This is a genomic window from Meiothermus sp., from assembly GCF_025060375.1.
GTDB lineage: Bacteria > Deinococcota > Deinococci > Deinococcales > Thermaceae > Meiothermus.
Genome location: NZ_JANXCG010000049.1, coordinates 1 through 23107 on the forward strand (window position 1 = coordinate 1; position 23107 = coordinate 23107).

Annotated in this window: 27 protein-coding genes; 11 read left to right on the top strand and 16 right to left on the bottom strand. The window is 66.0% G+C overall.

The genetic code is table 11. The annotated features are described in order from the left end of the window. Positions 1–296 precede the first annotated feature (296 nt). From NZ849_RS06255 to NZ849_RS06295, 9 genes are all read left to right on the top strand, one after another. Positions 297–692: a type II secretion system protein gene (locus NZ849_RS06255; RefSeq protein WP_295405411.1), complete on the top strand. Its 396-nt coding sequence runs from the start codon at positions 297–299 to the stop codon at positions 690–692. Positions 693–753: 61 nt separating this feature from the next. Beyond that, the gene (locus NZ849_RS06260) at positions 754–1149 is read left to right on the top strand and encodes a hypothetical protein (RefSeq protein WP_295405413.1); all 396 of its coding nucleotides are present in this window, start codon (positions 754–756) and stop codon (positions 1147–1149) included. Between the two features lie 12 nt (positions 1150–1161). After that, entirely contained in the window at positions 1162–1488 is a 327-nt protein-coding gene (locus NZ849_RS06265) for a prepilin-type N-terminal cleavage/methylation domain-containing protein (RefSeq protein ID WP_295405415.1), read from the top strand. A 30-nt stretch (positions 1489–1518) separates the two neighbouring features. Continuing rightward, positions 1519–1926, top strand: coding sequence for a hypothetical protein (locus NZ849_RS06270; RefSeq protein ID WP_295405417.1), 408 nt, complete (start codon positions 1519–1521; stop codon positions 1924–1926). 9 nt (positions 1927–1935) lie between these two features. Then, positions 1936–3117, top strand: coding sequence for a hypothetical protein (locus tag NZ849_RS06275; RefSeq protein WP_295405419.1), 1182 nt, complete (start codon positions 1936–1938; stop codon positions 3115–3117). Next, a complete protein-coding gene (locus NZ849_RS06280; protein ID WP_295405421.1) occupies positions 3095–4738 on the top strand; it encodes a GspE/PulE family protein in 1644 nt (547 codons plus the stop codon). Before NZ849_RS06275 ends, NZ849_RS06280 begins: the two co-directional genes overlap by 23 nt. Positions 4739–4741: 3 nt before the next feature. Continuing rightward, the gene (locus tag NZ849_RS06285) at positions 4742–5932 is read left to right on the top strand and encodes a type II secretion system F family protein (protein ID WP_295405423.1); all 1191 of its coding nucleotides are present in this window, start codon (positions 4742–4744) and stop codon (positions 5930–5932) included. Further along, positions 5929–6411 (top strand): type 4a pilus biogenesis protein PilO, encoded by a 483-nt coding sequence (pilO, locus tag NZ849_RS06290; protein ID WP_295405425.1) that lies wholly within the window; start codon positions 5929–5931, stop codon positions 6409–6411. The genes NZ849_RS06285 and pilO overlap by 4 nt, the downstream gene beginning before the upstream one ends. Positions 6412–6736: 325 nt before the next feature. Continuing rightward, a complete protein-coding gene (locus tag NZ849_RS06295; protein WP_295405427.1) occupies positions 6737–7387 on the top strand; it encodes a histidine phosphatase family protein in 651 nt (216 codons plus the stop codon). A 118-nt stretch (positions 7388–7505) separates the two neighbouring features. Here NZ849_RS06295 and NZ849_RS06300 read toward each other — a convergent pair whose 3' ends face one another. The 14 genes from NZ849_RS06300 to NZ849_RS06365 all read right to left on the bottom strand — a co-directional run bounded on the left by NZ849_RS06300 (position 7506) and on the right by NZ849_RS06365 (position 20062). Beyond that, the gene (locus NZ849_RS06300; protein ID WP_295405429.1) at positions 7506–8309 is read right to left on the bottom strand and encodes an NAD(P)-dependent oxidoreductase; all 804 of its coding nucleotides are present in this window, start codon (positions 8307–8309) and stop codon (positions 7506–7508) included. After that, entirely contained in the window at positions 8309–8959 is a 651-nt protein-coding gene (locus NZ849_RS06305) for a 4-carboxy-4-hydroxy-2-oxoadipate aldolase/oxaloacetate decarboxylase (protein ID WP_295405431.1), read from the bottom strand. The genes NZ849_RS06300 and NZ849_RS06305 overlap by 1 nt, the downstream gene beginning before the upstream one ends. Beyond that, complete coding sequence (locus NZ849_RS06310) at positions 8956–9666, bottom strand: PIG-L deacetylase family protein (protein WP_318768596.1); 711 nt, start codon at positions 9664–9666, stop codon at positions 8956–8958. Before NZ849_RS06310 ends, NZ849_RS06305 begins: the two co-directional genes overlap by 4 nt. Further along, positions 9663–10574 carry a DUF6282 family protein gene (locus tag NZ849_RS06315; protein WP_295405432.1) on the bottom strand — a complete coding sequence of 304 codons (912 nt, stop codon included), beginning with the start codon at positions 10572–10574 and terminating at the stop codon, positions 9663–9665. Before NZ849_RS06315 ends, NZ849_RS06310 begins: the two co-directional genes overlap by 4 nt. Next, positions 10571–11227 (bottom strand): GntR family transcriptional regulator, encoded by a 657-nt coding sequence (locus NZ849_RS06320; RefSeq protein WP_295405434.1) that lies wholly within the window; start codon positions 11225–11227, stop codon positions 10571–10573. Before NZ849_RS06320 ends, NZ849_RS06315 begins: the two co-directional genes overlap by 4 nt. Position 11228: 1 nt before the next feature. Further along, a complete protein-coding gene (locus tag NZ849_RS06325) occupies positions 11229–12212 on the bottom strand; it encodes a catechol 2,3-dioxygenase (RefSeq protein WP_295405436.1) in 984 nt (327 codons plus the stop codon). An 86-nt stretch (positions 12213–12298) separates the two neighbouring features. Further along, positions 12299–13498: a 4-hydroxybenzoate 3-monooxygenase gene (locus NZ849_RS06330; RefSeq protein WP_295405438.1), complete on the bottom strand. Its 1200-nt coding sequence runs from the start codon at positions 13496–13498 to the stop codon at positions 12299–12301. Then, positions 13491–13745, bottom strand: coding sequence for a dihydrodiol dehydrogenase (locus NZ849_RS06335; RefSeq protein ID WP_295405440.1), 255 nt, complete (start codon positions 13743–13745; stop codon positions 13491–13493). Before NZ849_RS06335 ends, NZ849_RS06330 begins: the two co-directional genes overlap by 8 nt. A 10-nt stretch (positions 13746–13755) precedes the next feature. Continuing rightward, the gene (locus NZ849_RS06340) at positions 13756–14268 is read right to left on the bottom strand and encodes a 3-phenylpropionate/cinnamic acid dioxygenase subunit beta (protein WP_295405442.1); all 513 of its coding nucleotides are present in this window, start codon (positions 14266–14268) and stop codon (positions 13756–13758) included. Positions 14269–14276: 8 nt separating this feature from the next. Beyond that, positions 14277–15611, bottom strand: a complete 1335-nt coding sequence (locus NZ849_RS06345) for an aromatic ring-hydroxylating dioxygenase subunit alpha (protein ID WP_295405444.1) — start codon at positions 15609–15611, stop codon at positions 14277–14279. A 12-nt stretch (positions 15612–15623) separates the two neighbouring features. Next, complete coding sequence (locus NZ849_RS06350; RefSeq protein WP_295405472.1) at positions 15624–17084, bottom strand: ATP-binding cassette domain-containing protein; 1461 nt, start codon at positions 17082–17084, stop codon at positions 15624–15626. Then, positions 17065–18015, bottom strand: a complete 951-nt coding sequence (locus NZ849_RS06355; protein ID WP_295405446.1) for a branched-chain amino acid ABC transporter permease — start codon at positions 18013–18015, stop codon at positions 17065–17067. The genes NZ849_RS06350 and NZ849_RS06355 overlap by 20 nt, the downstream gene beginning before the upstream one ends. Further along, a complete protein-coding gene (locus tag NZ849_RS06360; RefSeq protein ID WP_295405448.1) occupies positions 18012–18872 on the bottom strand; it encodes a branched-chain amino acid ABC transporter permease in 861 nt (286 codons plus the stop codon). Before NZ849_RS06360 ends, NZ849_RS06355 begins: the two co-directional genes overlap by 4 nt. Positions 18873–18874: 2 nt before the next feature. Further along, entirely contained in the window at positions 18875–20062 is a 1188-nt protein-coding gene (locus NZ849_RS06365) for an ABC transporter substrate-binding protein (protein ID WP_295405450.1), read from the bottom strand. 135 nt (positions 20063–20197) lie between these two features. Here NZ849_RS06365 and NZ849_RS06370 point away from each other — a divergent pair, with 135 nt between their 5' ends. Beyond that, complete coding sequence (locus NZ849_RS06370) at positions 20198–20602, top strand: diacylglycerol kinase (protein WP_295405452.1); 405 nt, start codon at positions 20198–20200, stop codon at positions 20600–20602. A gap of 103 nt (positions 20603–20705) precedes the next feature. Then, positions 20706–22079 carry a hemolysin family protein gene (locus NZ849_RS06375; RefSeq protein ID WP_295405454.1) on the top strand — a complete coding sequence of 458 codons (1374 nt, stop codon included), beginning with the start codon at positions 20706–20708 and terminating at the stop codon, positions 22077–22079. A gap of 9 nt (positions 22080–22088) precedes the next feature. On the opposite strand, the gene pdxT is transcribed toward NZ849_RS06375, so the two are convergent. Both pdxT and NZ849_RS06385 read right to left on the bottom strand, forming a co-directional pair. Next, a complete protein-coding gene (gene pdxT / locus NZ849_RS06380; protein ID WP_295405456.1) occupies positions 22089–22661 on the bottom strand; it encodes a pyridoxal 5'-phosphate synthase glutaminase subunit PdxT in 573 nt (190 codons plus the stop codon). Positions 22662–22690: 29 nt separating this feature from the next. Beyond that, positions 22691–23047, bottom strand: a complete 357-nt coding sequence (locus NZ849_RS06385) for a hypothetical protein (RefSeq protein WP_295405458.1) — start codon at positions 23045–23047, stop codon at positions 22691–22693. Positions 23048–23107: the final 60 nt, after the last annotated feature.

A 23107-nucleotide genomic window follows, 5' to 3' on the forward strand; every position in this document is an offset into this window, starting at 1 on the left:
TGGAGTTCCCGGGCCTTCCGCGCTCCCCGCAAAACCTCTTTGCCAACCGTGGTAAGCTGCATCCGTGGGGACCCCCTCTCTCCTGGAGTGGTCCCCACATTTTTACTCCTCCAGTCTCACATGTGTCTGGCCGGGTTCAGGCAGGACAGGCGTCGAAAGGCAGCCCCCCCTTTGGGGTAACGCAAGGGTTATGGTCATAAGTCACAGGCCCCTCCAGAGAAGCCGCCTAAGATCTAGGCTAGCTCGAGCCCACCGTCCATCGGCGCCGACGGAAGTTCGCTAAGGAGGTTGCAGAGATGAAACCCAAAGGCTTCACCCTGGTAGAGCTAGCCATCGTCATCGTCATTATTGGCATCTTGGCAGCCATCGCGGTGCCGAGGTTTGTGGACATGAGCACTGAGGCGCGGCGGGCCCAGCGGGAGTCCACGGCTTCCAGCGTTCGCTCAGCCTACGCCATCTACCTGGTGAAGAACGGCGGTACCGCACCCAACTGGACCCAGCTTTTGAGCTATATGGATGCGCCCACCCAGCTCAAACTGGGCACGGGTGGTGCGTACTACATGGACTACAACAACAACAACGCCGTGGATACTGGAGAGCGCGTCGGGTTCCTCTACTCCGACGACAGCTGCACGACCGCAGTAGCCAACGCAAGCACCCAGATTCGGTGCATAAGGATCAACCTTAACTGAAGCGCTTGTCAAGCGCCCGGGGCCCTAAGGTTCTGGCTGCTGGGCGCGTGGGCTTTTCATCATGCGGAACAAGGGCAGCACCCTGCTGTATGTCCTGGCGGCCTTGATGGTCCTGGCAGGCCTCGCCCTCCCCATTGGCCTGCTCCAGTCCTTGAACACAGAGCAGCACCGCCACGAGGTGGCCCGGATGCAGGCCCGCTACCTTGCGGAAAGCGCAGTTTTCCGCGCAGCCAGGGAGGGTGGGGTCCTTCCCAACGTGTGGCATCCGGTTGAAGTGATGGGCCGTCCTCTAGGCAGGTACCGCTATACCCTTCCCCAGCTAGCTCCCGGGGGCATCCGCTACGTGGGTGAGGGGGAAACCGCGGAGAGCCCCCTAAACCAGGGCCTCCGGGTGCGGTGGCGGGTAGCAGCTACTTTTTTCGCAGGCAGGATAGTTTCCTGGGAAGAGATTCCCTGAAGGAGGAAGCCTGTGCGCGAGGGCTTTACCCTTTTGGAAGTAGCCGTGGCGCTTCTCCTCCTATCCCTACTGGCCTTATTCGTGCTCGAGCCCTTCACCAGAGCAATCACCACCACCCAGGAAACAAAGACCTTGGCGCAGGCCCTCATCAAGGCTCAGGATGTTCTGGAGGATTTTCGGGCCAACCCTCCAGCCCCCACAGGCTGCCGCCCCAGCGCCCCCTTAGACGGGGGGCTTTTCTACCAGGTCTGCGTGTTCACCGAGGGAGGCTTGGTAAAGTATGAGGTGCGGGTCTACCGGAATGGCGAGCTGATCACTGCTTGGGTGACCCACCAGTGAGGGGCAGGGATGTGTCAAAAGGGCAAAGGAATGACCCTGGTAGAGATGGCTGTAGGGATAGCCTTCCTGGGTATCTTGGCCTTAGGGCTTTCCCTGCTCTTTTCCCAGCTGGCCGAAGGAAGTCTGAGGGCCCAAGAAGAAGCCCAGGTTCAGGCTGACTTGCTGGCGCTACGGGGCAAATTGGAACGGGACGCCCTTTCCAGCACCACCTTCCTTTGCACCGGTTCCCAGGCCCGCCTTGCCACCCCCGCGGGCCTGGTGGTCTATCGCCTGGAGGACGAAAGGGTGCGGCGAAATGGGGAGGACATCACCCAGCTCTCCGGATACGGAGGCGGCTTCACCTGCGACGGAAGAACGCTTTTGCTCAGCCTCACCTGGCGAGGGAACAACCTGGCCACCTTGCGGTTCGCCCGGAGGGTAGGGCTTCCCGGCAGCTAGGCACGGCTTATGTTGCTCCTGGTCACCCGGCATCGGCTGCTGCGCCTTGAGGGAAAAGGGCTAGAAGCCCTCCCTACCGAGGGCTTCTTGAACGAGGAGGGCAGGCCAAGGTACGAAAGACTCTTCCAAGCTCTAAAAAAGTTGGGTCAGGGGGCCTACATAGGTCTAGGCCCAGAGCATGCCATCCTAAGGTTGCAGCCCTTCCCCAACCTCGAGGGCTTCCCCCTGGAGGAGGCGGTCCTAGCCGAGGCGGAGCGCAGCCCTCTCTTCGCCGGGGAAGAGCTTACCGTCGACTACCTCCTCACCACCCCCGAGGACGAGCGCCGGGTGCGGGTCCTCTACACCGCCATGCCCAAAAAGGGGGCCAGCCTTCTGGGGCGCCTAAGGCCAAGCCGCCTGGAACCCCTCCCTCTCCTCCTATGGCGCTATGCCCTCCGCCAAAGCAAGGCCCAAACCCTCTTGGTTCTGGAAAACCTCGCCCACACTGTGGCCTTCTTTGAGGGAGGGGTGCTCAAGGGCTTCCGCTACCTCACCCTCGAGGCTGATGCCGGAACGGAGGCCCTCGCTGAAGAGATCGCCCGCTCCCTCGCCCTTTTTGGCTGCACGGGACACCTGGAGGAGGCTTGGCTTCTGGGCCTCCCCACCCCACCCCCCCTGCCGCCGGGACTTCCCGCAGAGCGCATCCACCAGGAAGTGCCGAAAAACCTGGAAACCTTAGCCCCAGCGCAGGAGCTTTCTCTAGAGCTGAAGCCAAAGCGCCGACCCCTGGGGGAGGGGTTGCCCCAGGAGGCCCAGCTTGCTGTCTTCCTGGCCTCTCTCCTCTTCGTCCTGGGGCTCCTTGGACAAAGCCTCCTCACCCAGATGATCGCCCGTGAGATGAGCCACTTGGAGGGTCTAAGACGGGAAGCAGCCCTTCTGAGGGAGCAAGCCTTTCAACCTGCACAACCCCAGGGGCTTGGTCTGGAAGAAATTCTTAAGGTGGCCGTAGAAAAGCCCGAAAGTCTTTGGCTTACCCGTCTTGAAGCTGAGGAGGGCCGTCTCTTCCTCGAGGGCAAGGCCCTAAACCCCTACGCCCCCCTTCTCCTCGCCCAAAGGCTCGGGGGTAAGGTAGGCCCTTTAGAACGGGAGAGCGTGGACGGAAGAGCCCTCTACGCCTGGGAGGTGGAGGTTGCAAAGGCCCAAGCTCGGTGAACTCCTTCTGCAGCTCGGGTACATCACGGAAGCGCAACTGCAGGCGGCCCTAGAGGAGCAGGCCCGCACAAGGGATCTCCTAGGTCAAATTCTCCTGCGACGGGGCTACATAAAGGAAAAAGACCTGACCTGGGCCCTTGCGGACCAGCAACGGGCCCCCCTAGTCCGCCTTTCCGAGATCAGCGCCGACCTACAGGCCCTGCGCCTCTTAGACCCCCGCTTCGCCCGGGAAAAGCGAGTCTTCCCCTTCCAGGTGGAAGGGAGCCGCCTCCACGTCGCCATGGCCCACCCCTCAGACCTCGCCCTTCTGGACGAACTCCGTTTCTTAAGCGGGAAGGAAATCGTCCCCTACTTGGCCTCGGACCGGGAAATTCTGGAAACCCTGGACCGCCTTCTGGCAGAGGAAACCCGGCCCAAGGACGAGGTCCAGCGCGAGGAGACCACCCAAATGGACCTCACCCTGGAGGCCATGCCCACTGTGCGCCTGGCCCAGGCCCTCCTGGAGCGGGCCATCGCCCTCAATGCCAGCGATCTCCACCTGGACCCCGAGGAGACCCACCTGGCGGTGAGGGCCCGCGTAGACGGGGTGATCCAAGAATTGGAAAGGCTTCCCAAAGACCTGGAGGCTTCCCTTTCCGCCCGCTACAAGGTGCTGGCGGGTATGGACATTGCCGAAAGACGCCGCCCTCAGGACGGGCACTTCACCTTCCCTTTTGAAGGGAGACGGTACGAGGTACGGGCGGCTTCTGTGGGCAGCCTCCACGGGGAAAAACTCACCCTGCGCATCATCTACCCCACGGGGGTGAGGCTTGGCCTCACGGAGCTTGGCATGCTCCCCGAAGAGCTAGCCCTCTTCCAAAAGCTCCTCAGAAAGCCCTACGGCATCCTCTTCGTCACCGGTCCCACAGGAAGCGGCAAGACCACCACCCTCTACGCCGCCTTAGAACGCCTTTATAACCGGGAGAAAACCTTTGTCACCATTGAAGATCCGGTGGAGTTCCCTCTGGAAGGGGTGGTGCAGATCCCTGTGCAACCCAAGATCGGCCTCACCTTCGCCGAAGCCCTGCGAAGCGTCCTCCGCCTAGACCCTGATGTGATCCTGGTGGGAGAGGTGCGGGATGGGGAAACCTTGGACACCGCCCTCCGGGCTGCCCTCACTGGCCACCTGGTCCTCGCCACCCTCCACGCCAACGACGCTATCGCCGCCGTGACCCGGCTTTTGGAGATGGGTGCGGAAAGGCACCTTCTGGCCTCCACCCTCCTCGGCACCGTGGCCCAGCGCCTGGCGCGCCGGGTCTGCCCCCAGTGCGCCAGGCCCCAGCCCCTTTCTGAGGAGGCCCGTCTCTTCTTCGGGGAGGAGGCTCCCGAAGGGGAGGTGCGGGGGGAAGGTTGTCCCTTCTGCCGGGGCACGGGGTATAGGGGACGGATTGGCCTCTACGAGGTTTACGTACCTGACCAGGAAGCCCTCTACCGCCTGGGGCAAGGGGCAGGGGAGGGGGAATTGCGGGGGTGGGCCAAGAGGGCGGGCCATCGGGACCTGCGGGCGGTGGGACTGGCACAGGTACGGGCAGGCATCACCACAGGAAGCGAGCTTTTACGAGTCCTAGGGCTTTGGGATTGAACTATGCGCTTCCTGTACGAGGCCACGGACAGCCAAGGTGAAAGGATCTACCGCGGGGTTGTGGAGGCGGAAAGCCCCCAAGGGGCCAGGCGCCGCTTACGGGAGATGGGCCTGTACCCATTGCGCCTGGAAAGGGTGCGACGCTCCCTGAGGGGCCGTCTGCCCCTTACCGAGCTTGTCCTCTTCATGGAGGAGTTCGCCACCTTGGTAGGGGCAGGGGTATCCGTAGCACAGGCCCTTCACACCCTTTCCCTGGAAGGCCGTCATCCCCTTCTAAAGGAGGCAGCCCGGGGGGTGCGGGAACGGGTGGAAGGGGGCGAGGGCCTAGCCCAAGCGATGGGGCAGTACCCCGAGGTCTTCCCCCCCTTGGTCCGGGCCCTGGTGGCAGCAGCAGAAGTGGGCGGGACCCTGGAAGTGGTGCTACGGCGCATTGCCGAGTACCTGGACAAAAGCCAAGACCTGCGGGAAAAGGTGCGCACCGCTCTTCTCTACCCCTCTTTTGTGGTGGCGGTCTTGGTCCTGGTGGTGGCAGCCCTCCTCCTCTTCGTCATCCCCGTCTTTGCCCGGCTTTACGGAGCGGCAGGGGCGGAGTTGCCCTGGCCTACCCGCTTCCTCATCGGCGCCTCCGCCTTTGTGCGGGAAAACGGCCTATGGATTCTCCTCTTCCTCCTCGCACTCGCCTACTTCCTCCGGGCCTACCACCAGACCCCCAGGGGAGCACGGCTCATAGGTGGGCTTCTCCTGAGGCTTCCCCTGGTGGGGGCTATCCTGCACAAGGCAGCCATGGCCCGTTTCGCCCGCACCCTAGCCACGCTTTACGAGGGAGGCGTGCTCATCACCCAAGCCCTCGAGGCCGCCCGCAACACCCTGGGTAACGCCGCCCTCGCCGAAGCCCTGGACCGGATTCTGGAGTGGGTGGTCCGGGGAGAGTCCCTGAGCAATGCCATGGGGCGTGAGCCCCTTTTTCTACCCATCCTGGTGCGCCTCACACTGGTGGGGGAGGAGGCGGGAAGCTTGGACAGGATGCTCTACCAAGCCGCCTCCCACCTGGAGCGGGAGGTGGATTACGGGGTAAAGCGGCTTTCCTCCAGCCTCGAGCCTGCCCTCACCGTGGCCCTGGGGGGTATACTGCTTGTGGTTGCCCTGGCCCTTTACCTCCCCCTCTTTGACCTTCCCCGAATTCTGCGCCGATGAAGCTACCTACCTGGCTCTGGCTCCTTCTACCCTTGTTGGTCCTCCTCTGGAGTGGGAGCAGGGTGCTTACCGCCTACCGAAGCTACCAAGGGATCAGGGCAGAAACCCTGGCCCTAAAAGAAGAAGTGATGGCCCTAACCCAGCGCCTGCCCCAGGCCCTAGCCAAGGCCCCGGTCAGGCCAGAGGAGCTCCCTGCCCTTTATGAAAGGCTCCTCCACCTAGCTGAGGAAAAGGGCCTGGAGGTGCAAAAGCTTAGTCCTGAAGGGCTGGAGGCCTGGGGAGCGAGCAACACCTGGAAGCTAACCTTAACCACGGAGGGACCTTACCTGGGGATAGTGGAGTACCTTAGGGCTCTCCCCACAACAAACCGATCGGTATGGGTGGCGGAGTATGTTCTGACCCCCCTCCAGGGAACCTCGGGTGAGCGGCTCAACCTAAGGCTCACCCTTAGAATTCCCGCGCCAGCCGAGGGGCCGTAGCCCACTCCACCATGCGCGCTACCACCTCCGCCAAACTGTCCTCACAGCAGAAGCCTTCAGGCCACAGTCCGTTCTGCCTGAAGGTGCTAGGGCCCTTTATCCCGCTCTTCTGCCCTTCATAACCGAGGGGCCGCCGCCCTGCGCAACTTGAGCTCGAGTAGGCGTCTAGAGTCTGCCAAGAGCTATACGGGCATCTATGCGACGGCGCAATTTGGGTTGGCACCTTCGCCCTGAGGGGCAGGGCTTGTTACGCAAATTTGGTCAAGCGGCCCCAAGGTGGGGGGCTTCCCCCAGCACCCAAGCGCTTTTGCTATCCTCATAGCTTATGGACACCCTTCGCGTCACGCTCCTCCGCCATGGGCGCTCTCTGGCCGACGATCTGCAAGTCCACGAAGGTCGCTACGACGCTCCTCTGACCGAGCAGGGCTTGGCCCAGGCTCGTTTGCGCCTGGAGGCGTTTCGCGCCCAAAACTTTTGCTTCGACCGGGTCATCTCGAGCCCCCTCCAACGGGCTCGAGCCGTAGCCGAGGTGATGAGCGAGGGGCTAGGGGTACCGCTGGAGCTAGACCCCGACTGGATGGAGCAGGACAACGGCGCAATTGCCGGGCTTTCCTTCGAAGAAGGCGCCCGTCGCTTCCCCAAAAGCTTTCGTAACCCCTACGAAAAACCCTTCGGTGGCACCGGCGAGAGCGAGTGGGAGACCTACAGCCGGGCTGCGCGGGCTGTGCAGAACCTGGTGAACCGGGGCGCAGGTTCGTATTTGGTGGTGGCCCATGGAAAAATCCTCAACTGTGCCCTTCGGGTCATCATGGGCATTCCCCCGAGCCCCAAAGAGCAGGGTATCTGGTTTTCCTTTGCCGACCTAGGCTACGCGGTGCTGGAATATCAGCCAAGGCAGCACATCTGGCGTCTGGACGGGTTCGAGATGGGCTTCAACACCCTAGCGAACCCGCTTGAGGTACCACCACCTGCTTAGGTCCATCTGCTGGTGTTCGAGGGCGGAGCGGCAGTAGCCAGGCAAGCCTTGGAGCGGTTCAGGGGGCTATCCTTGGGCTGGGTGCGCCCCGCTGCAGCACCAACTTCCCCAGACAAGCTCAAGGTGTATGAGAGCCCGGCTCGGGCTTCGCGCCTGGCGCCCTCAACCCCTCCAGCCACGCCGCCGCAGCCCGGGCCATCACCGGCCTCAGGCCCACCTCCTCCAGCAAAGCTGCCGCGGCCAGCATCTCCTCTTGCCGCCGCAGGGCGTGACGCCGGCTGCCCTCCTCCAACCGGTCGATGAGCGCAGCATTGGCCTCCTCCAGGGTCTGGGCGATGTTCTGGCGGGTCTCGGCCTCGAGGCCCAGCCTGCGGGCGGCCTCCAGGGCCTCGCCCACCGCCGCCGCCAGCCCCTTGAAGAAGATGCTGCGCAACAGCTTGCGGGTGGCGGCAGCCCCCGGCGCCTCCCCCACCCCCTCCACCACCGCGCCCAAAGGCCCCAGCCGCTCGGCGTAGGCCAATGCCCCCGGCCCCGAGGCCAGCGAGGGGGTGCGGAGGCCCCTGCCCGGCACCGGGCTCATCAGGGCGATGTCGGCGAAGAGGGCACCGGTGGGGGCGATCACCTCGTGCAGGGCCCGCTTGAGCGAGGGGGCCGCGGTGTTGAGGTCGGCGAAAACCTGGCCCGGAGTGAGTACCGGGGCCACCCGGTGGGCTACCTCGAGCGCCACCCGAGCCCAGTTCACGCTGAGCACTACCTCGGCCCCCTGGGCCGCCTCGGCCTCGCTGGCGGCGCGCTGGACGCCTGGCACCCCCTTCTCGGGGATGGGGTCGTAGCCCACCACCTCCGCCCCGGCCCCAAGGAGGTCCTGGGCGATGGCCGCTCCGGCCTCACCCAGGCCCAGCACAGCCACGCGCAGGGGCATCAGGCCTCCCCTCGAGCCAACACGGAGGCCACCTGCTCGCGCAGGCCGTAGAGGTCAATGGAAAGCTCCCCGGCCTGGAAGCGCCTGCGCAGGCCCTCTTCCCGCTGGGCGCGGGCCTGGGCCGCCTCGAGCACCTCCCTGGCCCGCTCCTGGGCCACCACCACCACCCCATCGGCGTCCAGCACCAGGATATCGCCGGTGCGGATCAGGGCCCCACCCACCCGCAGGGGCACCCCAATCTGCCCCAGCGACCTGCGCTCGGCCCCCCGGGCCCGCACGTACCGGGCCCAGATGGGCAGGCCCATCCCGGATAGCTCCTCGGCGTCGCGCACCGCGGCATCCACCAGCATCCCGCTGGCCCCTTGGGCCTTGGCCTGGGTAGCCAAAAGCTCCCCCACCAGCGCCACCGGGGCGGGCTCGGGCATGGCGAAGACCAGCACCTCGCCGGGCCGCACCGCGGCCATGGCCGCGTGCACCATCAGGTTGTCGTTCTGGGCGCAAAGCACCGTCAGGGCCGGCCCCGCCACGCGGCTGCCGGGTACGAGCTGGAGGAGGGGCAGGTCCACCAACCCCTCCCGCCCCGAGGCCTCGTAGACCGTGGCCACCCCCAGCCGGGCCAGGGTTTGCAGTTCGTCCGGGCTCAGGCTCATAGGCTCCTCACCACCTGGGGCAGCGCGCGCTGGAAGGCCTCAGCGCGCTCGATGTCCTTGTGGCCGGCGATGCGGCGGGCGTGGTTGGCCCGGTGGGCGGCCCGCTCGCTGTAGTACTGGCGCAGATATCCCTGGGAGGCAAAAGCCTCCATGGCCTTTTGCTTCTTTTCCCAGACCGGGGTGATGTCCAGGAAAAGCGTGGGCACAAAGCCGCACAGCTCGGGCTGGTGGGGCTCGAAGAGCAGGAACTCGGGAGGGCGCACGGTGCGGAAGGCGCTGGCCACCCCAGCCCCGCTGGCCAGCTGGCGGGCCTTCTCCACTGCCTCGTAGGTCACCGGGTGGTCGGGGTTGAAGGGGTCCTTCTCGGCGTGGGTCAGCAATAGGTCGGGGGCGGTCTCCACGATGATCTCCACCAGGCGCTCCAGGGCCCGCTCGTCCACCCGCAAGGGGTAGTCGCCCAGGTCCAGGCACTCGAAGCTAGCCCCCAGGGCCTCGGCAGCCTGGGTGGCCTCGGCGTGGCGGATGGCCTTGACCCGCTCGAGGGTCTGCCCCGGCTCCTTCCAGAGCTCGCCCGACTCCCCCCGCTCCCCGTAGCTCAGGGCCACCACCCGCGCCGTGCCCCCCTGGGCGCACACGCTGGCGATGGCCCCCCCAGCCCGCCAGACGAAGTCGGCAGCGTGGGCGCTGAAGACCAGCATCCGCTTCACGCCCGCCCTCCTTTAGCCAGCTTCACGGTGTTGGTTACGGCCATATGGCGCACCTCGTCCTCAGCAAAACCCGCCTCCAAGAGCTTGTCGGCAAAGAGGGCCAGCCCGTCCTCCACCGGAGGGTTCTTGGGCTGGCCTAAGTCGGTGGAGAGCACGTTCTGCTCGGGGCCAGTGGCCCGGATGGCCTCAAAGGCTCGCTCCCAGGGCACCTTGCCGCTCCAGTAGGGCACCAGGCAACGCTCGAGGTAGGCCCCCTGCTGGGCCAGCCAGCGCTGCTCGGGGATGGGTAGGGCCTGGGTGGGGTAGTCGGGGTGGGTCACCACAATCTGGCGCACCCCCTCCTCCAGAGCGGCCTCCACCACCTTCAGGATCTCCTCGCGACCCAGGTGCCCGGTGGCCAGCACCAGGCCGTGCCGGGCCACCACCCCCAGCACCTGGCGCAAAGCCGGCACCACCCGCCCGTTGGCGTCGAGGGCCTCGATGGGGCACAGGGGCAGCCCGGCCTCGCGGAACTCCGCCTGCAGCCTGGCCCACAGGGGCTTTTTCTCTGGCGGCAGGGCGTCGGCCTCACGGGCCTCGTTGGCCGCATCCACGGTGGGCAGCCAGACGACGCGGGCCCCCTCGCGGGCGGCGATCTCCACCGCCACCGGGTTGAGCCCGCCTACCCCGTGGTTCAGGGTCAGGCTGCCCAGCACCTCCACCTCCGGCACCACCCGCCGGGCCAGCAGGGCCCGCTCGGCGGTGGGGACGTAGTGGGACTTGAGCACAAAGCCGGCCAGGCCCCGCTCGCGGAAGCGCTGGGCCAGCTCGAGGTCGTGGGTGCGGCGGGGAATCACGTCGGGCTCGATGTGCACGTGCAGGTCGTAAGCGCCCCGCACCAGCTCGATGGCGCGTTCGCTCGGGGTCATAGGGTGCTCCTTCCGATGCGTTTGAGGGCCGCGATGACGCCCCCCAGGTGGGCCTTCATGGCGGCTTCGGCTTCCTCAGGCCGGTGGGCGGCCACCGCGGCTATAATCCGGCGGTGTTCCTCCAGCGACTGCTGGGGGCGGCCCGGCACCAGGATGGTGTGGAACTGGTGCCGCACCCCCTGGGCCCGCAGCCCCTCGATGAGCCGGGCGGCGGTCTGGTGGCCGGAGATTTCCACCAAGGTGCGGTGGAGCAGGCTGTTGAGCTCGGACATGCCCAGGAGGTCGCCGGCGCGGTGGCGCTCCTCCATCTGGCGGTGGATGGCCCACAGGGCCTCGGCCTGCTCGGGGGTGGCCTTCTGGGCCGCGTGGTGGGCGGCCAGGGCCTCCAGCGCGGCGCGGGCCTCCAGAATCTCCACCGCCTCGGCCTCGCCAATGGTGCGCACCCGCGCTCCCCGGAAGGGCTCGCTCTCCACCAGGCCCTCCTGCTCGAGCCGGGCCAGGGCGGTGCGGATGGCCGCCCGCCCCACCCGGAATCGCTCGGAGAGTTCCTTCTCCACCAGGCGCTGCCCCGGCAGAAGCTCCCCCGCCAGAATGGCCCGGCGCACCAGCAGGTAGGCGCTCTGGGTCTCGGTAGCCCGCTCCATCACCGCCATCTCAGGCCTCCTGGGTCTCTAGCGGGGGGGTGCCGTAGGTGTGGAAGGTGGGCACCGTCTGTAGCCCCCAGGCCTGGCCCTTCTTGCGCTCCTCCTCGTTCCAGACGATGGGCCGCCAGTCCGGGGCCAACAGGAGCCGGGCCCCCGGAGAGGCCACCTCAAAGCGGTTGCCCCCCGGCTCGTAGACGTAGAGGAAAAAGGTCTGCTGGATGGCGTGCTTGTGCGGCCCGGTCTCAATCCTGACCCCGTGCTCCAGGCAGATGTCCGCCGCCCGCAGAACCTCCTCGCGGCTGTCCACCGCGTAGGTGCAGTGGTGGAAGCGGCCTTTGGCCCCCAGGTGGTCTTTGGTGATGGCCACGTCGTAGGTCTTGTTGTTGCTGGTGAGCCAGACCCCCTGTTCATCCCCACCGCTGAAGACAATCTGCTCGGTGACCTTCATCCCCAAGTAGCCCTCCATGAAGACCCGCATGGCCCGCACGTCCGAGGCCAGCAGGTTGATGTGGTCAAGCCGGCGCAGGTTGGCCCCCTGGCCGGGGAAGCGGGAGGCCTGGTTTTTGAGGGCGGGCCGGGTGGCCTCGGTGGGGGTGTACCAGGTGGTCTCGTAGTAGAGCTCCATTAGGTGCCCGTCGGGCGTGCGGAAGCGGTAGGCCGGGCCGTGGCCGCGCTCGTCCTCCACCCAGCCCTGGCCCAGCCCGCTCTGCTCCAGAACCCGAACCCGCCGCTTTAGGGCCTCGGGGCTCCGCACCCGGAAGGCGAAGTGCCCCAAGCCCGGCTTGGGGGCGGCGGTGAGCTTCAGGGTGTGGTGCTCGTAGTCGTCCCAGCCGCGCAGGTAGACCGAGCTGGCGGTGGATTCGCTCACGATGAGGCCCATGACCTCGGTGAAGAAGCGGAGGCTTTCCTCGAGTCTTGGGGTCAGAAGCTCCACGTGGGCCAGATGGGCCAGGTCGCAGTAAGGCCAGGCCCCTAGGGCAACTTCCTCGGACATACCAACCTCCTTGTCCCACATGTTAGCCACTGGTCAACCATATTGTCAACAATCCGTGCGGCAAACGCCCAGGGAGAGCCCCTGGGCTAGGCCAGGACCCCCTCCCCCACCCACCCGGGGTAGCGCCCGCTGGTGTGGAGCCCTACGTAGTTCTCGGCCAGGAAGCGCTGGAGGTGGGGGCTTTCGGCCAGGTGGCGGAGCTGGGCCGTGCGCAGCCCGTCGTCGAAGGGGTCGGCAGGGGTGTGGAGCAGGGTGGTCATGAAGTAGGAGAAGAACTCGGCCTGCCAGATGTGGCGCAACGCGTCCTGGGTGTAGCGCAGTAGGTGGCCTTCCTCGCCCTGGCGGTAGTAGGCCAAAAGCGCCCGGTACAGAAGCACCGCGTCGGAGAGGGCCAGGTTCATGCCCTTGGCCCCGGTGGGCGGCACCACATGGGCCGCGTCGCCCATCAGGAAGAAGCGGCCATGCTGCATGGGCTCCAGCACCAAGGAGCGCAGGGGGGTGAGGCTTTTTTCCAGTAGGGGCCCCGGGCGCACCTCGGCCACCCCCCCAAGCCGCTCGCTCAGCTCGGCCCAGATGCGCTCCTCGGGCCAGTCCTCGAGCCGCTCCTCCACCCCGACTTGCAGGTAGTTCCTCGAGCGGGTGGGCGAGCGCATGCTGAAGAGGGCAAAGCCGCGGGGGTGGCTGGCGTAGATGAGCTCCTCGGCGGCGGGCGGGGCCTCGGCCAGGATGCCCAGCCAGGCGAAGGGGTAGTTCTTCTGGTGCAGCCGGGCCCCCGGTATCTGGCCCCGCAAGCGGCTGTGCGAGCCGTCGGCCCCCACCACGAAGTCGCAGGCGAGCCGCTCGGTCGCCCCCTGGGGGGTGCGGTAGACCACCCAAAGGCCCCCGGCGTCCTCCTCCAGGCCCAGCACCTCGTGCTCAAAGCGAATCTCTCCGCCCTGGGCCAGGTGAAGCCGTATCATGTCCTGCACCACGAACTGCTGGCCGTAGACCCAGATGCTCTTGCCGGTGAGGCTGGGGAAGTCCAGGCGGTGCAGGGCCCCGTCGAAGGCCAGGTAGACCCCGCGGTGCTCCAAACCCTGCTCGAGCATCCGCTGGCCCAGCCCGGCCCGGCGCAGAATCTCCTTGCTGCCCCACTCCAGCACCCCGGCGCGGATGCGGTGGGGGCTTGTTTCCAGGTACTCGCGGCTCTTGGCCTCGAAGACCACCGCCTCCAGGCCCTCGCGGTGCAGCAGGTGGGCCAGCAACAGCCCCGCCGGCCCTGCCCCTACGATGCCCACCCTAGCCATGCTCCCCTCCAAAGAGAATCAGGTCGGAAAGGGGCCGGGCCTCCACCCCCTCCTCGTCAGGGCCAAAGGGGGTGGAGAGCAGCCGCGAGAAGGTCTCCACCGGCTGCCAGGTCAGGGCCTCGAGCTCCAGGGGGTCAAGCTCCACGCTGTAGCCCAGGCGCGGGGCGCTGATGCGCAGCCGCTCGCCGTTGCGGGTCTGGACTTTCTCGATGGTCACGGTGGTGAACTCGTTGGTCAGGGTGAACACAAAACCTCCCCTAGAAGAAAAACGAGAGGTTGTGGGTGGGCAGGGTGGTGCTGTCCAGAATCACCGTGCGGCAGGCCAGCCGCCAGCCCCCCTCCTCCCGCCGCCAAATGTCGCGGCGCTCGGCGGAGAGGAAGGTGTAGTCGGGCCGGTCCCAGCGGCTTCTGAAGATGAGCAGGTTGGAGCGCACCTCGCTCTCCTCGCCCTTGGGGGTGGGCCTGGGCTCGCCGATGCGCACGTTGGTCACGAAGTGGCGCAGCCGGGAGGGGGGGTCTTCGGCCCAGGCGAAGCCGGTCTCGAGCCGGGCCACGCGCATCTCCAGCGAGGTGTAGTCCTCGTCCAGGTGGTACATCCCCTCCATCACCCCGCTCAGCCCGCCCTCCGGCCCCCGCTCCTTGGTCACGCGCACCGGCACCCGGTAGCGCACGTCCTCGGCCAGCAGGGCCAGCCACTCCCGGTAGCGGCCCTCATCGAGCAGCTCGGCCTCGTGGTACAGGCAGTTGAGCAACGCTTGAGTGCGGTCCACGGTTCACCTCAGGCTAGGAGCATCTCCAGGTAGCGGCGGTGGAAGTTGCGCATGTTGGCGTCGGTGAAGTTGAGGCCGTAGGCCACCCCCGGCCCCGGCCAGTTGGGGTCGGGCTCGAGCTTGAGCCCCATGCGGTAGTTGAAGCGCAGGTGGCGGCCCTGGGGGGTGGCGGCGTTGTGGGCCACGTGGCTCCAGATTTCGGTGTCGTCCTGCTCGAAGGTGCCCGAGGAGCCGAAAAAGCGCAGGTAGGAAAGCCGGGTCTTCTCCTTGAACCACTCCGGGGCGTCCTTCTCCACCAGGGCCCAGGAGAAAATCTCAATGCGTCCCGGACCCAAAGGATGCCAGACGCGGAAGGTGAGCATGGGCACGGCACCCTGGTACTTGTGGTCGGGCTTGCGGATGGGGTTGTGGAAGGAGAAGTTGGGGAAAAGGGTAACCAGCAGGATGCGGGTCTCGCGGGCGGTCTCGAACTGCTCGCGGGTGGGGTAGGAGGTGCGGGCCCGCTCGAGCATCTCCTCCGGGTAGCCCCAGAAGGGGGGCAGCTTGGCCCCGGGCGGGGCCCCCACCACCATGCTCCCGTGGCCCTTGCCGGGGATGTGAATCTGCTCGCCGTACATGGCGTACTTGGCGTCCTTGGGGGCGATGCCCAGCTCGATGAGCGAGCGGTGGGTCATGAGGGTGTGGTAGCTGTCGCTCAGGAAGGTCTCCAGGGCCAGCTTCCAGTCGGTATTCACCACCCAGCGCTGGGGCGGCCCCAGCACCTCGAGGCCCTGTGGGCTGCGCTTGGTGACGAGCTCTAAGTACCAGCGGATGTCCCCCAACCACTCCTCGAGGCTCGGAGCCCCGGGGTCGAGGTTGCCGAAGATCATCCCATCGAAGGCCTCGAGCCGGGGTATGGGCACCAGCCCCCATTCCTCCTTGTTGAGGTCTTGCCCAAAAGCCTCGCGCTCCGCCGGCACCCCTATGAGCCGGCCGTCGTTGCGGTAGGTCCAGCCGTGGAAGGGGCAGCGGAAGTGGCTGGCGTTGCCCAGCTCGGCCCGACAGACCCGCATCCCGCGGTGGCGGCACATGTCCAGAAGGGCCCGCACCACCCCGTCCTCGCCCCGCACCAGGATGTAGGGGTTGTCCAGCACGTAGCGCAGCACGTAGTCCCCGGGCTTGGGAATCTCCGACTCGTGGGCCAGATAGACCCAGGAGCGGCTGAAAATCCTCTCCTTTTCCAGCTCAAAAAGCTCGGGGTCGTTGAAGATCCAGGCCGGCACCAGCCCGTCCTCCACCCCCTCCTGCAGCTCCTCCAGCATCCGGCTAAGCCGGGGGGAGAGCCCAGTTTTGACCCTAGCCATCCTCCACCTCGCTCACACACCTAAATAGCGATGCAGCACCGCGCCGCTGGCCTCCTGGGGGCGGCCTTCCCATACAATCTCGCCGTGCTCCAGGATGTAGACCCGGTCGGCCACCGCCAAGGCCATCTGCACGTTCTGCTCGGCCAGCAACACCGTTTCGCCCTCGGCCTTCAGGGCGCGGATTACCTCCGCCACCTGCCGCACCATGAGGGGCGAGAGCCCCTCGGTGGGCTCATCCATCAAGACCAGCTTGGGGTTGCGCAAAAGGGCCCGGGCAATGGCCACCATCTGCTGCTCACCCCCGGAGAGGGCGCGGGAAGGGCTTTTGCGCCGCTCGGCCAGCCGGGGAAAAACCTCCAGCACGCGCTCCAGGTCCCAGCGCCCCTGCTGCCCCCAGGCCGCCATGCGCAGCTCCTCCTCCACCGAAAGCCCCTCGAACATCCGCCGCCCCTGGGGCACCAAAGCCAGGCCCAAAGCCGCCCGCTGATGGGCGGGCAGGCGGCCCAGGCCCTGGCCCTGGAAGTAGACCTCGCCCGCCTGCAGGGGCAACAGGCCCATCAGGGCCGAGAGCAGGGTGGTCTTGCCCATGCCGTTGCGGCCCAGCAGGGCCACCACCTCCCCCTGGCCCACCTGCAGACCCACCCCCTCCAGCACCCGCATAGGCCCGTACCCTGCCGAAAGCCCCTCGCAGCGCAGCACCTCAGGGCCCGGGGCGCTCTGAACGGCCCCGTCCACCCCCCAGCCCTGGCCCACATAGATCTCCTGCACCTTGGGGTCTTGCCGGATAGCCTCGGGCTCCCCTTCGGCCACCACCTCGCCGTAGTGCAGCACCGTGACCCGCTGGGCGAAGCGCAGGGCGTAGTCCAGGTCGTGCTCCACCAGGAGCACGGTCATGCGGGGGTCGAGGCCCAGGATGAGCTCGCCAATCCGCTCCCGCTCGGCCCCGGAAAGCCCCGCCAGGGGCTCGTCCAAAAGCAGCACCTGGGGGTTTTGCACCAGGGCCATGGCGATCTCGAGCTGCCGCTTCTCCCCGTGCGAGAGCCGCCCGGCCTCCACCCCGGCCCGCTCGCTCAGGCCCACCTGCTCCAGCGCCGCCTCCACCTCCGGGCCCGGCAAAAGCGGGCCAGTGAAGTGGCCGCTTCGGCCTCGGACGGCCCGGTGGGCCAGGGCCACGTTCTCCCAGACCAAAAGCTCCGGGAAGGCGTTGGAGCGCTGGAAGGTGCGGCCCAGCCCCAGCCGCGCCACCCTCTCCTGGGGCACCCCTGTTACCTCACGCCCCTGCAGGTAGACCCGCCCCCGGGTGGGGCGCAGCTCCCCCGCCACCACCTTGAATAGGGTGCTCTTGCCCGCGCCGTTGGGCCCAATCACCGCCCGCCGCTCGCCTGGGGCCACCTGTAGGCTGACCCCAGCCAGGGCCAACAGCCCCCCGAAGGCCCGCTCTACTCCCTCAACCCTAAGCGCCTCCACGCTCACCCCCAAACCGCCGCTCCAAAAGGGGCCAAAGCCCCTCGCGGGCGAAGAGCACCGTGCCGATCAGCAGTAGCCCCACGAACACCCCCCACAAATCGGTGAAGGAGCTGACCCAGGACTGCACGAAGGTGTAGAGCAGGGCGCCAAAGGCCGCTCCCCAAAGTCCCCGGCTGCCCCCCAGGAGCACCATCACCATCAGGGTGGCCGAGGTCAGCCAGAAGAGGTCGTGGGGGCTGATGAAGCTGCGGTGCAGGGCCAGCCCGCCCCCGGCCAGCCCGGTGAGGGCCCCGGTGAGCACAAAGAGCGAGAGCTTGTAGTAAAAGGTGGGCACCCCCAGCGAGCGGATCTTTTCCTCGTTCTGGCGGATGGCCTCGAGGGTCTTGCCGTATGGGGTCTGCAAAAGCCGCCCCAGGCCCAGCAGAACCGCCAGCAAAACCGCCATAGCCCCCAGGTGCAGGAGGCCCGGATGGAGGGAGAGGCCCGAGAGGCTCAGCCCGTCGTCGCCACCGGTCACCGCGGTCCACTTGTGGGCCGCCGAGTAGACCATCTGCCCGAAGGCCAGCGTCAGCATCAAGACGAAAATCCCGTGGGTGCGAAAAACCAGGAGCCCGGTAACCAGAGCAAAAAGAGCCGCCACCCCCACGGCCAGCAAAAGCCCCAGCCACAGCGGCCACCCCGCCTTGAGGCAGAGGCCCACTGCATACGCCCCCAGGCCCAGAAAGGCCGCCTGGCCCAGCGAGGGCACCCCCCCGTGCCCCAGGAGCAGGCCCAGGGCCACCGCCGCCACCGCCAGCAGGGCCGCCTCGGTGGCCAGGTAGAGGGGGTATCCACCAAAGAGCAGGGGCACGAACCAAAGGGCCAACAGCCCGATGCGCAGAGCAAGGCGCTGGGAAGCCGACCGCTCCCGGCGAACTTCGCTCAGACCGGCCATCATGCCACCCTCCTACCCAAAAGCCCCTCCGGCTTCAGGGCCAGCACCAGCGCCATCAGAGCGAATATAAGAAACATCGCCACCTGCGGCAGGAAAAGCCGACCAAAGCCATCCACCAAACCTACCAGGATGGCCCCCCAAAAGGCCCCCTCGATGCGGCCCAGCCCCCCAATGACCACCACAATCAGGGCGAAGAGGGTCATCTGGGCGTCCAGTCCTGGGGCCAGGGCAATCATGGGCGCCCCCACCAACCCTCCCAGGCCAGCCAGGGCGGTGCCGATGCCGAAGGTGAGCAGGCTCACCTGGGCAGGCCGGATACCCAGGGCGCTGGCCATACCGGGGTCGGCGGTCACCGCCCGCACCTGCACGCCAAAGGGGGTGCGGGCCAGCAAAAGCCGCACCAGCAGAAAGAGGACCACCCCCACCCCCAGCACGAAGAGGGGGTACTTGGGGTAGATGAAGGAGCCCAGAAACAAGGGCCCGGCCAGGGCCTCCGGCGGGGGCACCGAGCGAATGGCCGCCCCGAAGGTGGCCCGCAATAGGTCGGCGATCACGAATCCCAGCCCAATGGTGAGCAGCACCTGCTCGAGCTCCCGCCCGTGCAGGCCCCGCAGCAAGAACCGCTCCACCGCCACCCCCAAAAGGCCCACCAGAAGGGGCACCAGGAGCAGGGCCAGCCAGAAGTTGAGGGCGCCTCCCAGGGCCAGCCCCAGGTAGGCCCCCAGCATGTAGAAGGCCCCGTGGGCCAGGTTGACCACCCGGGCTACTCCAAAGATGAGGGAAAGGCCCAGGGCCAAGAGGAAGAGGAGCATGGCGAAGGCCAGGCTGTTGAGAAGCTGGGTCAGCAGCAGCAAGGTCATGGCTACTTGCCGGGGTCGCGGATGATCCCCAGATCGGCCAGCAGGCGGTTGGTCAGCACCCCGTCGATGCGGGCCACCTCCCGCGCGTAGACGTGCTGGGTGGCGTTGTTGGTCTCAGGGTCCATCTCCACAAAGCCCCGCGGGCTGATAATTTTGGCGCTCTCCAGGGCTCGCAGGAAACGGGGACGGTTGCCCACGTCGCCCTGAGCGTTGTTGATGGCGTCTACGATGAACTGCATGGCGTCGTAGCCGCGCACAGCGAAGTGGTTGGGCACCGCATTGTACTTCTGGCGGTAAGCCCTTATGAACTCCCGGTTGGCGCTGTTGCTCAGGGTGTAGACCCAGTGGTCGGCGCTCTTTGCGCCCAAAGCCGCATCCCCGATGGCCTCGAGCACGTTCTCGTCGGTCACCTCACCGCTCACCGCAAGCTGAACGGTGCGGTTGAGGCCAAACTGGACAAACTGACGCAGGAAGATCACCGCATCGCTGCCCGAGAGCACCGCGTGCACCGCCTCCGGCCGGGCCGCCGCGATGCGCGAGATCACCGCGCTGTAATCGGTGCTGCCCAAAGGCGTGTAGAGCTCCGCCACCACCTCCCCCCCAGCCTGGAGGAAGCCCTCCTTGAAGGCCGCGGTAGCCTCCTTACCAAAGGCATAGTCCAGCGCCAGCAGGAAGACCTTCTTTCCCACGTTGCGGGCCACCCAGGGGCCCATGGGGTAGTGCTGTTGCCAGGCGCTAATGGAGGTGCGGAAGATGTAGGGGCTGCGCCGCTCGCGGGTGATGCCGTTGGCCGCCGCGTTGGCGATGATGAGGGGCATCTGCCGCTCGTGCACGTAGTCGCGGATGCCGTAGGCCGAGGAGGAAAGGATAATCCCGGTGAGCAGGTTGACCCGGTCCTGCTCCACCAGCTTGCGCACCTTGCGCACCGCCACCGCGGGGTCCGCCTCCTCGTCCTCTTTTAGAAGCTGGATGCGCCGCCCCCCGGCCTGGTAGCCTACTCTATCCAAGTAGAGCTCCATCCCCCGGGTAATCTCCTGTCCCAGCCGGGCATAAGGCCCCGAGTAGGAAAGCACCACCCCAATTCGGATGACGTCCTGCTGGGCCAACCCCAAGGAGAACCGCCCCTGCGCCGCCGCGCCCATAAGCCCCAGACCCGCCTTGATTACCTGCCTACGATGAATTGTGCCCATCGGCCAAACCTCCTTGCTTTTGGTTCGTGCCCCGAATCTACCAAACGGTCGGCCATATTGTCAACAATTTCATCAACGAAGCAATCAAGGGCTCAAAGGGTAGAATGGCCTAAGGCGCTTTCGCAGCTCCCAACCATGCCCGTCCCCTCTCCTTCCCCTAAACCTAGCACCGACCCTCTCCCCCTACGCGGCCTCAAAGCCTCCTTCACCTACGCCTGGGCTGGCCTGCGGTTCGCCTGGAAGAGCCAGCGCAACTTCCGGCTCGAGGTCTACATCGCCGCTCTGGCGCTGGGCCTGGCCCTTTGGCTGGAGGTAAGCCTGATACCGGTGCTGTTCCTGGTGGCCCTGGTGTTGGGCCTGGAACTCCTTAACACCGCGCTCGAGGCCCTCGTCGACCTTGTCTCCCCCCACTACCACCCCCTGGCTAAGGCGGCCAAGGACGTAGCGGCCGCAGGGGTCCTCCTGGTAAGCGGAATCGCCGCCCTCATCGGGCTTATGCTGTTCTTACCGCCGCTTGTGGCGAGGCTGGGGCTGTGGTAAACTTCCGCCTAGTAGCGTATGGACTTCCCCCCCAACGTGGCCCCGGCGCTGCCCTGGAGCATTCCGGGGCGAAATCGTTTTGGGTAGTCCGGACGCGAACCCTATGGAAAGCATACCAGGCAGTTTTGGCATCATCGCCTTGCTCATCTTCGTCAATGCTTTCTTCGTGGCCGCAGAGTTTTCCTTGGTGGCCATCCGGCGCAGCCGGGTGGAGCAGATGGCGGAAAGCGGCTCCTGGCAGGGGCAGCTGTTGAAGAAAGCCATCGAGCGGTTAGACACCTACATCGCTACCACTCAGCTCGGCATCACCGCCACCAACCTGGTCTTAGGAGCCTTTGGCGAGCCCTACGTAACCCGGCTAATCGTCGCCGGGATCACCGCCCTCTTCGGCCAGAGCGGAGCCGAGCTGGCCCAGGGGAGTAGCCTTCTCCCCAGCTTCAGCTTCGCCCTTTCGGTCGTCCTCATTACCTTCGTTACGGTGCTCTTCGGTGAGCTCATCCCCAAAGGGATAGCCCTGCAGCGCACCGAGCAGGTAGCAGGGCTGGCCATACTCCCCCTCAACCTCTTCCAGCGGCTCACCAGCCCCCTGGTCTGGCTCTTCAGCCGTAGCGGCAACTTTTTTCTACGGCTAATGGGCCTCAAAGAGGCCCCCTCCCACTCCATGGTGGGCTCCGCAGAGGAGCTCAAGCTCATCGTGGAAGCCTCTTCCAAGCAAGGGGTGCTTGACGAGAGCGAGGGGGAGATCATCAGCCAGATCCTCGACCTCGAGGAAACCCCGGTGCGCTCCATCATGGTCCCCCGGGTAGAGATGGTCACCATAGCCGCCGAATCCACGTTGCGGGAATTCTGGCAGACCGTACGGGAGCACCGCTACTCGCGCGTGCCGGTCTACGAGGGCACCGTGGACAACATCATTGGCATCGCCTATGCGCGGGACCTGCTCGAGTTCAGCGAGTCCATGCTGGACAGCACCCAGGTAAAAAGCATCTGCCACCCCGCCTACTTCGTCCCCGAAACCATGGGCGCGCGGGAGCTTCTGCGGGAGATGCGCCGCCGCAAGACCCACATGGCCATCGTGGTAGACGAGTTCAAGGGAACGGCTGGCCTGGTCACGCTGGAGGACATCATCGAGGAAATCATCGGGGAAATCTACGATGAGTCCGACGAGGAGGAGGCAGCACCCATCCAGGAGCTAGGCCCTGGAATCTACGTCATGGACGCCTCCATTCCCTTAGAAGACGTTTCAGAAGCGCTCGGAATTGAGCTACCTGAAGGGGAGTACGGCACCCTCTCGGGCTTCCTCATGGACGAGTTCGGCCGGATTCCCGAGGCCGGCGAAAGGCTGGAGTACGAAGGCTATCTATTCATCGTGGAAACCGCCGACCCTAGGGGTATCGAGCGGGTACGGGTAGAGAAAAAGCCTGCCCAAGAGGCCCCTCTACCCGCAGGTGAATCGGTCTCCTCAGAGGAAAACTGAGGGCCAGGGTCAGCCGCTCGCCAGCTCGAGGAACATCCGGTGAATCCGCGGGTCACCTGAGAGCTCGGGATGGAACGTGCTGGCCATAAGCCTGCCCGAGCGGACCAGGACCGGCTCATCGCCCCACTGGGCCAGCACTTCCACCCCAGGCCCCACCTGCAGAATCCGCGGGGCACGGATGAAAAAGGCGTGAAAAGGCCTGTCCAGCCCCCTCACCTCCACATCCTCCTCAAAGCTGTCCACCTGACGCCCGTAGGCGTTGCGCTCGAGGACAACGTCCAGCACGCCCAACCGAGGCTGAGTGGGGTAGCGGGGCAGCTCCTTGGCCAGCCAGATGGCCCCGGCACAAGTGCCCCAAACGGCCAGGTCGCCCCTTTCCACCCGCTGCCGAACCTCCTCTTCCAGCCCATACTCGCGGGCTAGCATGCCAATGGTGGTGGACTCACCACCAGGCACCACGAGGCCCTGCAGACCCTCCAGGTCCTGCGGAAGGCGCACTTCGCGCACCTCCACCCTTAGGTCCTCCAACATCCGCTTGTGCTCGCGAACATCCCCCTGCAAAGCCAGTACGCCGACTCTCACTCCCTCATCCTACACACACCTTGGCAGATTCACGCGGGCGAGGTAAGGAGAAGCTGAACCGGCCCACTGCGGCTCTCCTCGCCCTCCGCCTTGAGCAAAACCTTCTCATTCTCCTCCCCCAAAGCCCTGAGGAGCCGCTCGCGAGGGACGAACTGACCGCCCAGCATGTAGCGAAAGCCTTCCGGGCCCAGCACAACCACAAAGCGCACTCCCCGGAAGTTGCGCACAAAGGTGTTGTGCCTGCGGGCAAAACGATGCATTTTGTTGAGGGCTAAAAGCTCGCGCTCCTCCTGACGACGCTTCAAAGCTGGCATCAACCAAAGGGGAAGAAGCGTAAAAACGGCCAAAAGACCAAAAATGGCGACGCCAAGGTACTCGGGCGACATGGTGTTACAAGTATAGCAAAACAAGTAACGTTTTTTGTAACGAAAGAACAATCCCCACCC